Genomic DNA, 12,200 nt, shown 5'->3' on the forward strand with positions numbered 1-12,200 from the left:
GTTCGCTACCGCTGGGTAAAGGCGGTGATCTAGGTTACAGCCAAGTCAGCAGCCAGCCCGCTGTGTGGCGCGTACCGCCACGCTCCGACGATTGTAGGTAATCCATGCCGATCACCGCCGACACGTCCTTCCTGGACACCATGCCGGCCAACGTGGCCGTCCAGTTCTTCGAGCGCGTCGCCGCGTCTCCCGACAGCGAGGCGTTCCGCTTCCCGCGCGGCGAGGCGTGGGAGTCCGTCACCTGGAAGCAGGCCGGGGACAAGGTCGAGGCCCTCGCCGCCGGCCTGATCGTGCTGGGCGTCGAGCCGGAGCAGCGCGTCGGCATCGCGTCCGGCACCCGCTACGAGTGGATCCTCGCCGACCTCGCGATCATGTGCGCCGCCGGGGCCACCACCACGGTGTACCCCACCACCAACGCCGAGGACACCGTCTACATCCTCGGTGACTCCGAGAGCCGGGTCGTGTTCGCCGAGGACGACGAGCAGCTGGCCAAGCTCACCGCGCACCGCGCGGAGCTGCCGCACGTGATGAAGGTCGTCACGTTCGAGGGCAGGGCCGACGGGGACTGGGTGATCAGCCTCGACGACCTCGCCGAGCTCGGCGCGAAGCGGCTCGCCGAGCAGCCCGACGTCGTGCGGACCACCTCGCAGGCCATCCGCCCCGACCAGCTCGCCACCCTGATCTACACCTCCGGCACGACCGGTCGCCCCAAGGGCGTGCGCCTGCGCCATTCGTCGTGGGTCTACGAGGGCGAGGCGATCCGCGCGCAGGGCATCCTCGGGCCCGACGACCTCGAGTTCCGCTGGCTGCCGATGGCCCACTCGTTCGGCAAGGTGCTGATGTCGACGCAGATGGCGTGCGGCTTCGCCGCCGCCATCGACGGCCGCGTCGAGAAGATCGTCGACAACCTGGGCGTGGTGAAGCCGACGTTCATGGGGGCCGCACCGCGCATCTTCGAGAAGGCGCACGGCCGCATCGTCACCATGCAGGCCGCCGAGGGTGGCGCCAAGGAGAAGATCTTCAAGAAGGCGTTCGAGGTCGGCCTCGAGGTCGAGCGGCTCAAGCGCGAGGGCAAGTCCGTCCCGCTGGGACTGAAGGTGCAGCACGGGCTCTTCGACAAGCTGGTGTTCTCGAAGATCCGCGACCGGTTCGGCGGCAACGTGCGCTTCTTCATCTCCGGCGCCGCCGCCCTCAACCGCGACATCGCGGAGTGGTTCGGTGCAGCCGGCATCACGATCCTCGAGGGCTACGGGCTCACCGAGACCTCGGCCGGCTCCTTCGTCAACCACCCCGACCAGAACAAGTTCGGCACCGTGGGGCCGGTCTTCCCGGGCAGCGAGGTCAAGCTCGGCGAGAACGACGAGATCCTCATCAAGGGCCCCGGCGTGATGGACGGCTACCACAACCTCCCCGAGGAGACCGCGCGCACGCTCACCGCCGACGGCTGGCTCCACACCGGCGACAAGGGCGCCCTCGACGAGGACGGGCACCTCGTCATCACCGGACGCCTCAAGGAGCTCTTCAAGACCTCCGGGGGCAAGTACATCGCGCCGCCGGCGATCGAGTCGAAGTTCAAGGCCGTGTGCCCCTACGCCAGCCAGTTCATGGTCTTCGGCGACGAGCGCAACTTCTGCGTCGCGCTCGTCACCCTCGACCCGGACGCGATGGCCGCGTGGGCCGAGGAGAACGGCATGGGCGGGAAGTCCTACACCGAGATCGTCCGCTCCGACGAGGTGCAGAAGATGGTCGGCGGCTACATCGACGAGCTCAACAGCCACCTCAACCGCTGGGAGACCATCAAGAAGTGGCAGGTCCTCGACCACGACCTGACGATCGAGTCGGGTGAGCTCACCCCCTCCATGAAGGTCAAGCGCAACGTCGTCGAGCAGAACCACAAGGCCCTGATCGAGGCGATGTACGCCTAGTCGGGTACGCCTGGTCGGGTACGCCTTGTCGGCGTGCGCCCGCTCAGGTGCGCCCGGTCAGGGCGGGGGCCGAGGCTGCGCACTGCCGGTGCACAGGACGAGCCGGTCGGATGGGTGCCAGGGAGAGACCACTGGCACCCATCCGTCGTCTCCCCACGGCGTCTCCCTGGACTCCGACGGCGTCGTCGGCGACGGCCCCTCGCTGCAGATGGCCGACATGTTGGGCTCGGTGGCCGCCGGCTGCACCGCGACGCTCACCGTGCCGATCTGGGGAGCGGGGGATCCCGTGGTTGGATACCTGACGTGCCTCCCGCTCAACCCGACGGCGACTCCGCCCCCGAGGACGGCCTGCTGCCCGACGAGGCGTGGGCGGAGTTCGGCACCCGACCGTTCGGGCTCTACGTGCACGTGCCGTTCTGCTCCGTGCGCTGCGGCTACTGCGACTTCAACACCTACACCGCCCCGGAGCTCGGCGACGAGGTCGGCGCCAGCCGCGCGTCGTACGCCGAGGCCGCGATCCGCGAGATCCGCTTCGCCCGCCACGTGCTGGGCCACCGTGACGTGCCGATCGAGACGATCTTCTTCGGAGGGGGCACCCCGACGCTGCTGAAGCCGGCCGACCTCGGCGCCATCGTGGCGAGCGCGGCGGCCGAGTTCGGCCTCGCCGACGACATCGAGATCACCACGGAGGCCAACCCCGACAGCGTCGCGGCGTGGGACCTCGAGGAGCTGCGCACGGCCGGCTTCAACCGCATCAGCTTCGGCATGCAGTCGGCCGTCGACCACGTCCTGCGCACGCTCGACCGCACCCACGACCCCCTGCGGGTGCCGGCGGCGGTCGAGTGGGCGCGGCAGGCCGGCTTCGACGACATCAGCCTCGACCTCATCTACGGCACGCCGGGGGAGTCGCTCGCCGACTGGGAGACGTCCGTCGACGCGGCGCTCGAGTGCCGGCCCGACCACGTCTCGGCGTACTCCCTCATCGTCGAGGACGGCACCGCGATGGCGCGCCAGGTCGCCCGCGGCGAGCTGCCGATGCCCGACGAGGACGACCTCGCCGACAAGTACCACCTCGTCGACGAGAAGCTGTCGGCCGCCGGCATGAGCTGGTACGAGGTGTCCAATTGGGCCACCTCACCCGATCACTGGTGCCGCCACAACCTGCTCTACTGGACCGGCGGCCACTGGTGGGGCGTCGGCCCCGGTGCGCACTCGCACGTGGGCGGGGTCCGCTGGTGGAACGTCAAGCACCCCGCGGCGTACGCCGGCCGGCTGGCGCGCGGCGTGTCACCCGCCCTGGCCCGCGAGGTGCTCGGCTACCACGACCAGCGCGTCGAGCGGATCCTGCTCGAGGTCCGCCTGGTCGAGGGACTCCCGGTCACCGCGCTCGAGGCCACCGGACGCTCCCACGTCGCCCGCCTCGTCGCCGACGGCCTCGTCGAGCTCGTCGCCGAGCGGCTGGTGCTCACCCAGCGCGGGCGCCTGCTCGCGGACGCGGTCGTCCGCGACCTCGTGGACTGAGCCCGGGGCCGGTCGGGACCGGGCCGGCCAGGGTTGGGCCGGTCAGGTCTGGGTCGGTCAGGGCTGGGTCGTGAAGTCGATGAGCTCCTCGACCCGGCCCAGCAGGGCGGGCTCGAGGTCGGCGTAGGAGGAGACCCGGCCGAGGATGTGCTTCCACGCGCGGGCGATGTCGGCCTGGTCGCGGTGGGGCCACCCGAGCTGCTGGCAGGTCCCGGTCTTCCAGTCGATGCCCTTGGGGACCGACGGCCAGCGCGGGATGCCGAGGCGGTCGGGCTTCACGGCCTGCCAGATGTCGATGAACGGGTGCCCGACCACCAGCACGTGCTTGCCGATGGGGGAGCGGGCGATGCCCTGCGCGATCCGGGCCTCCTTCGACCCGGCGACGAGGTGGTCGACCAGCACGCCGACGCGGCGCTCCGGCCCCGGCCTGAAGTCGCGCAGGTGGTCGGCGAGGTCGTCGACGCCGCCGAGGTACTCCACGACGACGCCCTCGATCCGCAGGTCGTCGCCCCAGACCTTCTCGACGAGCTCGGCGTCGTGGCGGCCCTCGACGAAGATGCGGCTGGCCCGCGCCACGCGAGCCCGGGCGTTGGGCACCGCGACCGAGCCGGAAGCCGTGCGCGCGGGGGCGGCGGGCGCCCCGCCGCGGACCGGCCGGGTCAGGACGACCGGCCGGCCCTCGAGGAGGAACCCCGGGCCGAGCGGGAACGTGCGCCGCTTGCCGCGCCGGTCCTCCAGCGTCAGCGTGTCGATGTCGCGGTCGACGGCGACGACCTCGCCGCACCAGTCGGTGGTGACCTCCTCGACGACCATCCCGAGCTCCGTCGGGACCTCCACGGCGCGGCCGTTCCTCGGGGCCCTCCAGTCACCGGAGAGGACGTCGGTTCCGTAGCGATCAGCAGGCACCGGCACACGGTAGGCGCACCGGCGCCCCCAACTGGTGGTGGCACGCCGTGCCCCGACGATCCGGGCGACGGGGCGGCGGATCAGCCCTCGGCGAGGCCGTCGCCCTCGGCGCCCTCGCCGCTGTTGGCGCCCCCGCCGGTGGCGATCCGCTCGTCCTCCTCCTGCGTGGCGTCCATCTCGAGCTCCTCGCGGCTCTTGGTCGCCTCGTCGTCGGGGTCCAGCGGCTGGGCGAGCGGGTTGTCCTCGCCGGGCTGGAGGTCCTCGGGAAGCTGGTCGTCGGAGATGCCGCCGAGGGTCGCCTCGGAGGGCGAGGCCGTGTCGCCGGAGTGGTCGGAGTCCGCCGGGCTCGTGCCGCTCGTTGCCTCGGGGGTCTCGCCGGGGTCCTGCTGGGACTCGTTGTCGGTCATGCCCCCAGTCCTACCGAGCCGGGCGACCACCGGTCCAGCCCCCTCCGGGTGGGCGGCGCCGCGAGGCGCCGCGCTCAGCAGAGGCCGGCGTGCAGGCGTGAGCGCAGCGCCGCGTCGAGCTCCTGCGGGGTGGTGACCGGCTGGACGAACTCGAGGCGCCGCGTGTGCGCGCCGGCCTCGTCCACCCAGGCGACCTCCACGCCGCCCGGGTCGACCCGCCGCAGGCCCGCGGCCAGGAGCGTGCGCACCGGCAGCCCGAGCGCGGCCGCCGTGGCCGTGCGCAGCTCGGGCTCGTGCGCCTCGTTGGCGTGCTCGGCGGTGCGCTGGAGGTAGCCCTCGTTCAGCACGTGGCGCCGGTCGCGGAACTCGTGCAGGTCCACCGGGACCGCCAGCGACCCGCGCAGCAACATGACCGCCTCCAGCTCGACCGCGACGAGCGCGCGGTCGTCGGCGCAGCACCGGCAGCCGGCCTCGCGCCGGCCCAGCCGGCCCCGCATGACGAGGCGCAGCCCACGCTCGCGCGTGGCGGGGGCTCCCAGGCCGCTGCTGACCTCGACCACCGCGCCTCGGCCGTGCTCGGCGCCCGCGACGAGCGCCGATCCCGGCGCGGTGGCGAAGACGGGTACGCCGTGGACGTCGGTCGTCACCTCGCAGCCGTCGTGCTCGACGGCCGGGTCGGCGCCGTCGACGCGGAGCGTGACCGCGCTCGGGCACGACAGGACGCTGCGTGCGATCAGGGCTGCAGCTGCCGGGGTCATGGCGCCTCCACGGATCAGGTAAGGCAACCCTAACCCTGACGCGCCCGCCGGGCCAGACGGGTCACCTCGTCCGGGACGGGTCAGACCAGGGGGAGTCGCCTCTGGGCGCGCGGGAGGTGCTCGTAGCCCCGGCGGACCGCGCTCTCCAGCAGGGCGGGGTCCCAGGGCCACTCACCCTGGGCGAGGGCCTCCGACTGCGGCACGCCGCGCGAGGCGAGGTCGCGCACGGCCTCCGCGATCACGCCCAGGTCCACCCGCTGGTCCTGGACGAACGACTTGTCGACGACCCGGCCGTGCCCGGGCACCACGACCGTGCGGTCGGTCATCAGGCCCAGCACCAGGTCCAGCGTCGTCGGCCACTCCAGCGGCCACGAGTCGTCGCCGATGAAGGGCGGGTCGGACTCCTCGACGAGGTCGCCGCCGAGCAGCACGTCGGCGTCCGGCACCCGGACGACGAGGTCGCCCGCCGTGTGGCCCCGGCCCGGATGGACGAGCTCGACGGCACGGTCGCCCAGGTCGAGCTGCACGGCCGAGGAGAAGGTGTGGGTGGGCGGGCGCACGGTGGTCGCCAGGACCTCGTCGCGCCGGGGGTCGGCGGTGTCGCGCTCGTACTGCTCGAACGTGTGCCGCGCGGACTTCTGCACGTGGTCGCGCGCCCACTCGGTGGCGTGGATCGGCATGTCGCCGAACTGCTCGACCATGGTGGCGTTGCCGAAGTGGTGGTCCCAGTGCTCGTGGGTGTTGACCAGCCCGGTGAGCGGTCCCGCGCCGAGGCGGCGTACGTCGTCGGCGACGAGTCGCGCCTGCGCCGCGGAGCCGTGGGTGTCGACCATGAGGAGGCCGTCGGAGCCGCCGACCAGCGTGATGTTGACGTGCATCCAGTCGTAGTGGGCCACCCACACGCGCGGTGCCACCTCGGTGAACCGGGCGCTGTCGTCGGGCATGTCCACGAGCCTACGGTTCCCTAGTAGAGTTGGCACTCAGGACGAAGGAGTGCCAGCACACGAGCAGCAAGGAGGGCTCATGGTCGACGACCGCAAGCTCGACGTGCTGCGCGCGATCGTCGAGGACTACGTCGCCACCGAGGAGCCCGTGGGCTCCAAGGCGCTGGTCGAGCGGCACGGCCTGGGGGTCTCGCCCGCGACCGTCCGCAACGACATGGCCGCGCTCGAGGACGAGGGCTACATCCACCAGCCCCACACCAGCGCCGGGCGCGTGCCGACCGACAAGGGCTACCGGCTCTTCGTCGACAAGCTCGCCACGCTCAAGCCGATGAGCGCCGCCGAGCGCCGGGCGATCGCGACGCTGCTCGACGGGGCCGTCGACCTCGACGACGTGGTGCAGCGGTCCGTGCGGCTGCTGAGCCAGCTGACCCGCCAGGTCGCGATCGTGCAGTACCCGACGCTCTCGCGCTCCACCGTCCGCCACGTCGAGCTCGTCGCGCTGACGCCGACCCGCATTCTCGTGATCCTCATCCTGAGCACCGGCCGCGTGGAGCAGCGCCTCGTCGAGCTCGACGAGGCGGTCGTCGACGCCGACCTCGCCGAGCTGCGGGTCTCGGTCAACCAGGTCACCGCCGGGGTGCGGATCGCCGAGGCGGCCGCCGCCCTCGGCGCGCTGCCCGAGAACGTGCGCCCCGGCCAGGCGGACTCCGCCCGGGCGATCGTCGGGGTGCTGACCGAGGCGATGTCCGACCACCGCAGCGACGAGCGCGTCGCCGTCGGCGGCACCGCGAACCTGGCTCGCTACGGCGACTTCGACACCGCCGTCCGCCCGCTGCTCGAGGCGCTGGAGGAGCACGTGGTGCTGCTCAAGCTGCTGGGGGAGTCGGGCGTCGATGCGCTCACGGTGCGCATCGGGCACGAAGGCCCCTACTCCGAGCTCGCCGCCACGAGCGTCGTGGCCACCGGCTACGGCCCGCAGGAGCTCCACCTCGGATCCCTCGGCGTGGTGGGACCGACCCGGATGGACTACCCCGGATCCATGGCAGCCGTGCGTGCCGTCGCGCGCTACGTCTCCCGGATCCTCGATGAAGGAAACCAGTGACCCAGGACCCCTACGAGATCCTCGGCGTCTCGCGCGACGCCAGCGCGGACGAGATCAAGAAGGCCTATCGCAAGCTCGCGCGGCAGCTCCACCCCGACGTCAACCCCGACCCGGAGACCCAGGAGCGGTTCAAGGACGTCTCCCGCGCCTACGAGGTGCTGAGCGACCCGGGCAAGCGCGCGGCGTACGACCGTGGCGGCGACGCGTTCAGCCAGGGCTTCGGCGGCGCCGGCCAGGGCTTCAGCTTCACCGACATCATGGACGCGTTCTTCGGCGGCGGTGCCCCCGGCGGCGCGCAGACGCGCGGGCCCCGCTCGCGTGCCCGGCGCGGGCAGGACGCGCTGATCCGCCTCGACGTCGAGCTGGCCGAGGCGGCCTTCGGCGTCACCCGCGACATCAAGGTCGACACCGCGCTGCGCTGCGAGGCGTGCGCGGGCGAGGGCACCGCGCCCGGCACGTCGCCGGTCACCTGCGAGACCTGCCACGGCCAGGGCGAGGTCGCCGTCGTGCAGCGCTCGTTCCTCGGCGAGATCCGCACCCTGCGCCCGTGCGCGGCGTGCCGCGGCTACGGCTCGATCATCCCCGACCCGTGCCGGGAGTGCTCCGGCGACGGCCGGGTGCGCTCGCGTCGCACGCTGACCGTGAAGATCCCGGCAGGCGTCGACCACGGCACCCGGGTGCAGCTCACCGGCCAGGGCGAGGTCGGTCCCGGCGGCGGGCCGGCCGGTGACCTCTACGTCGAGATCCACGTGGAGCCGCACAAGACGTTCACCCGGCACGGCAACGACCTCCACACCACGGTGTCCCTGCCGATGACGGCGGCGGCGCTCGGCACCCGGCTCACGCTGCCGCTGCTCGAGGCCGACCTGCCGCGCTCGGAGACGCAGTCGGGCGACGCCGGCACCACGACGACCTACGACCTCGAGGTGCATCCCGGCACCCAGTCGGGCAGCGAGCAGGTGATCCGCGGCTTCGGGGTGCCCAGCCTGCGCGGCGGGCGCGGCGACCTGGTCGTCAGCATCGTCGTGGAGACGCCGACCCGGCTCGACGCGCGCCAGGAGGAGCTCATGCGCGAGCTGGCGGCGATCCGCGGCGAGGAGCAGCCCGACGGCAAGAACGAGGCCCCGCACAGGTCGATGTTCGGCCGGCTGCGCGACGCGTTCCAGGGCTGAGGCGTGTCGCTCCCGGTCCACCTCGTGCCGTCGCTGGCGGGGGTCGCCGCCGGTGCGGTGGTCGAGGTGTCCGGCGACGAGGCGCACCACGCCGTCGCCGTGCGCCGGCTGCGCGAGGGGGAGCGGCTGGTGCTGACCGACGGCCTCGGGACCTCCGTCACGGGCACCGTCGCCTCGACCGGCAAGCGGGTGCTCACCGTGTCCGTCGACGCCGTGGCGCTCGAGGAGCGGCCGTCGCCGGCGATCACGGTGGTGCAGGCCCTGCCGAAGGGCGACCGCGGGGAGCTCGCGGTCGAGGTGCTCACCGAGGTGGGGGCGGACCGCATCGTGCCGTGGGCGGCGTCCCGCTCCGTCGCCGTCTGGAAGGGCGAGCGGGCCGCCAGGTCGCACGCCAAGTGGCAGGCGACGGCGCGCGAGGCCGCCAAGCAGTCACGGCGTTCGTGGCTGCCGACCGTCGCGCCGCTAGCGTCGACGGCCGAGGCCGCCGATGTCGTCGCGGCCGCCGACCTGGCCGTCGTCCTCCACGAGGACGCCGACGTGCCCCTGGCCGCGCTCGACGTGCCGGCCTCCGGTCGGGTGGTCGTCGTGGTCGGCCCGGAGGGCGGCATCGCCGACGACGAGCTCGCCACGCTCACCGACGCGGGCGCCCACGTCGTACGTCTGGGCGCGGAGGTGCTGCGCACCTCCACCGCCGGCGTCGTGGCGGTGGCCGCGCTGCTGGCCCGTACGCCGCGCTGGTCCTGAGCGGCGTCAGGTCGCCTACCGCACGGTGATGGTCTTGGTGTCGACGGCCGGTCCGGGGCCCTCCGTGCCACCGCTGGGGTCGTCGGTCTCGCAGCGCAGCGTCACCTCGCCGGTGATGCCGTCGAGCGGCAGCTCGGCCTCGAAGGGGAAGAGCCGGTTCCCCATCCAGGCCTCCGCCTGGTAGCCGCCCGCGGCGAGCTCCTCGCGGCCGCGGAGGATCCGGCACGGACCCGAGGCCTCGACCGAGTTGGCCACCCCGGTGATCGCCAGCGCGTCGCCGCTGACGGTGTCGCCCTCTGCGGGAGAGGTGATGCTGACGAGGTTCAGCGTGCGCAGCGCTCGCGCCGCCTCGAACGGGGCGTCGGTCGGCAGCCCGAAGAGGCGCGGCGGGGCGTCGGTGCGCTCGACCACCACCGGGACGCGGTCCTGCTGCACGCCCTGCAGCGTGTAGACCAGCTGCTGCAGCGCCAGCCTGGCCTCCCGCCTCGACATGCCGTCCGGCGCCTCGGTGAAGGCGTCGGTCGGGACCTCGACGAGCAGCACGCCGTCGGTGGCGGTGACGGCCGCGATGTCGACGGCCGGCCAGAGCGTCCGGTAGTCGGGGTCGTCGGGCTGCCCGCCGCCGGCCACCAGCCTCGCGGCCTCCGTCAGCGGGTCGCCCTCGACCCGGTGGAACTCCCGGAACAGCACGGTGCGCCCGCCAGGCCCGTCGCCGGCGAAGTAGACCGGCACCGCGGTGCCGGCCGCGCCGTCGGTCGGCGCGTCGGTCCCGGGCGACGTCCCCGGCGTCTCGGAGGTCCCCGTCGGGTCCGTCGGGTCCGTCGGCTCCGGCTCGCTCGGCTCGCCGCCCGGCTCGGGGGTCGCGGTCTCCTGCCCGGTCGGGTCGGACACCGGCGCCTGGTCTCCGGCGCTGCACGCGCCCAGCGCGAGCGCACCGGCCACGACCACGGCGGCGGCGCCCGCCCGGCGTCGTACCCGTCGGGTCGGGGAAGCAAGGAGCGTCATGGTCGCCACCGTACGGCCAGCCGGCGTCCGCGGATCCGCGCACACGCCGCCTCGTACGGGCCGTACGATGACGCGATGAGCGCCACGTCGCACGACTGCGTCTTCTGCAAGATCGTCGCGGGCGAGATCCCCGCCGACGTGCTGGGCCGCAACGACCACGCCATCGCCTTCGCCGACCTCGCTCCGCAGGCACCGTTCCACGCCCTGGTCGTGCCGCTCGAGCACCACGAGGACGCCGCCGCGTCCGCTGCCGCCGACCCGGCGATCATCGGCCACCTGGTCACGCTCGCCGACGAGGTGGCCAAGGCGTCCGGCAACGAGGACTACCGGCTCGTCGCCAACACCGGCGCCGGTGCCGGCCAGACGGTCTTCCACACGCACCTGCACGTGCTGGGCGGCTCGTCGAGCATGACCGAGACGCTGGTCTGAGCGGCATGCGCCGCGCCCGCTCGCGCTCCGCCCCCGCGGCGCTCCTCGCCGCCGCGCTGCTGGCCCTGTCGGCCTGCGGCGGTGACGGCGCCGCCCGGTCCGCCGGCTCCGGGACCGGCACGACCGAGCCCGACGCGCAGGGCGGGGGCGGTGCCGCCGCTGCGTCCGACGACGGGGCGAGCGCGGACGCCGGGGGGGACGGTGCCGGCCACGGCGGCCACCACGCCGAGCCGGCCCGGTCGAAGCCGCTGCGCGCGGGCGAGAGCCGGACGACCGTCGCGATGCCGGGCAGCTACACGCCGTCCGCCCCCTACGGCACCGGCACCGACGACTACCGCTGCTTCCTGCTCGACCCCGGGCTGGACCGCGACACCTGGCTCACCGGCACCCAGGTGCTCCCGGGGAACCCGGACGTGGTCCACCACGTGATCCTCTTCCAGGTCCCGCCGGAGCAGGTCGCCGCGGCCGAGGCCAAGGACGCCGCCGAGGAGGACGAGGGCTGGACCTGCTTCGGCGGCACCGGCCTCGACCGGTTCCAGGACGTCGACCGGTCGTCGTGGATCGGCGCCTGGGCACCGGGCGGCACCGAGTCGGTGACCAAGGCGGGGTTCGGCGTACGCCTCGCCGAGGGCAGCCGCATCGTCATGCAGGTCCACTACAACCTGCTGGCGGGCCAGCCGCCCGACACCTCGGCGGCCCAGCTCCGGCTCGCCCCGGGCAGCCGGGACTACCAGGCGCTCAGCACGATGCTGCTGCCGGCGCCGGTCGAGCTGCCGTGCCGGCCGAAGCACTCCGACAGCCCGCTGTGCGACCGGCCGGCGGCCGTGGCGGACGTCAAGGAGCGCTTCGGCGCCGAGGGCAGCACCGCCGACCTGCTCCACCTGCTGTGCGGCGGCGAGCCGCGAGCCAGCGAGGTGCAGTCGTGCGTCCGCACGCTCGGCGAGCCGATCACGATCCACGGGGTCGCCGGCCACATGCACCTGCTCGGCCGGTCGCTGCGGATCGAGGTCGACCCGGGCACCCCCCGGGCGCGCACCATCCTCGACATCCCGGTGTGGGACTTCGACGACCAGGGCAGCCGGTCGATCGAGCCGGTGCACCTCGAGCCGTTCCAGCAGGTGGAGGTCACCTGCCGCCACGTCCAGTGGCTGCGCGACAGGCTGCCCGCCTTCGAGGGCCAGCCCGACCGCTACGTCGTGTGGGGCGAGGGCACCACCGACGAGATGTGCCTCGGCATGCTGCAGGTCACCCGCCCCTGACCGCCCCTGACCGCCGGCCCGCTCGCCC

The 12,200-nt window shown here is 73.6% G+C and carries 12 protein-coding genes; 7 read left to right on the plus strand and 5 right to left on the minus strand.

Features of this window, described 5'->3' with window-relative positions:
• Positions 1-104: 104 nt before the first annotated feature.
• Positions 105-1,925: an AMP-dependent synthetase/ligase gene (locus tag J3P38_RS14755; RefSeq protein WP_210440506.1), complete on the plus strand. Its 1,821-nt coding sequence runs from the start codon at positions 105-107 to the stop codon at positions 1,923-1,925.
• 303 nt (positions 1,926-2,228) lie between these two features.
• On the plus strand, positions 2,229-3,446 hold the full coding sequence (gene hemW, locus J3P38_RS14760) for a radical SAM family heme chaperone HemW (protein WP_210504201.1): 1,218 nt from the start codon (positions 2,229-2,231) through the stop codon (positions 3,444-3,446).
• Between the two features lie 57 nt (positions 3,447-3,503).
• Here hemW and J3P38_RS14765 read toward each other — a convergent pair whose 3' ends face one another.
• From J3P38_RS14765 to J3P38_RS14780, 4 genes are all read right to left on the minus strand, one after another.
• Positions 3,504-4,352, minus strand: coding sequence for a DUF3097 domain-containing protein (locus J3P38_RS14765; RefSeq protein WP_210504202.1), 849 nt, complete (start codon positions 4,350-4,352; stop codon positions 3,504-3,506).
• Positions 4,353-4,432: 80 nt separating this feature from the next.
• Positions 4,433-4,759, minus strand: coding sequence for a hypothetical protein (locus J3P38_RS14770; protein ID WP_210440509.1), 327 nt, complete (start codon positions 4,757-4,759; stop codon positions 4,433-4,435).
• Between the two features lie 74 nt (positions 4,760-4,833).
• A complete protein-coding gene (locus J3P38_RS14775) occupies positions 4,834-5,517 on the minus strand; it encodes a hypothetical protein (RefSeq protein WP_210504203.1) in 684 nt (227 codons plus the stop codon).
• Positions 5,518-5,597: 80 nt separating this feature from the next.
• Positions 5,598-6,461, minus strand: coding sequence for an MBL fold metallo-hydrolase (locus J3P38_RS14780; RefSeq protein ID WP_210504204.1), 864 nt, complete (start codon positions 6,459-6,461; stop codon positions 5,598-5,600).
• 79 nt (positions 6,462-6,540) lie between these two features.
• Between J3P38_RS14780 and hrcA the strand changes: the two genes are divergently transcribed.
• From hrcA to J3P38_RS14795, 3 genes are read left to right on the plus strand one after another with little or no spacing between them, the layout of a single operon-like run.
• Entirely contained in the window at positions 6,541-7,563 is a 1,023-nt protein-coding gene (gene hrcA / locus J3P38_RS14785; protein WP_210504205.1) for a heat-inducible transcriptional repressor HrcA, read from the plus strand.
• Complete coding sequence (gene dnaJ, locus J3P38_RS14790) at positions 7,560-8,735, plus strand: molecular chaperone DnaJ (protein ID WP_210504206.1); 1,176 nt, start codon at positions 7,560-7,562, stop codon at positions 8,733-8,735. The genes hrcA and dnaJ overlap by 4 nt, the downstream gene beginning before the upstream one ends.
• Positions 8,736-8,738: 3 nt before the next feature.
• A complete protein-coding gene (locus J3P38_RS14795; protein WP_210504207.1) occupies positions 8,739-9,479 on the plus strand; it encodes a 16S rRNA (uracil(1498)-N(3))-methyltransferase in 741 nt (246 codons plus the stop codon).
• 15 nt (positions 9,480-9,494) lie between these two features.
• Here J3P38_RS14795 and J3P38_RS14800 read toward each other — a convergent pair whose 3' ends face one another.
• Positions 9,495-10,484, minus strand: a complete 990-nt coding sequence (locus J3P38_RS14800) for a Gmad2 immunoglobulin-like domain-containing protein (protein WP_210504208.1) — start codon at positions 10,482-10,484, stop codon at positions 9,495-9,497.
• 75 nt (positions 10,485-10,559) lie between these two features.
• Between J3P38_RS14800 and J3P38_RS14805 the strand changes: the two genes are divergently transcribed.
• Positions 10,560-10,913, plus strand: a complete 354-nt coding sequence (locus J3P38_RS14805; RefSeq protein ID WP_210504209.1) for an HIT domain-containing protein — start codon at positions 10,560-10,562, stop codon at positions 10,911-10,913.
• 5 nt (positions 10,914-10,918) lie between these two features.
• Entirely contained in the window at positions 10,919-12,172 is a 1,254-nt protein-coding gene (locus J3P38_RS14810; RefSeq protein ID WP_210504210.1) for a hypothetical protein, read from the plus strand.
• Positions 12,173-12,200 lie beyond the last annotated feature (28 nt).

It is taken from the genome of Nocardioides xinjiangensis, from assembly GCF_017916455.1.
GTDB lineage: Bacteria > Actinomycetota > Actinomycetes > Propionibacteriales > Nocardioidaceae > Nocardioides > Nocardioides xinjiangensis.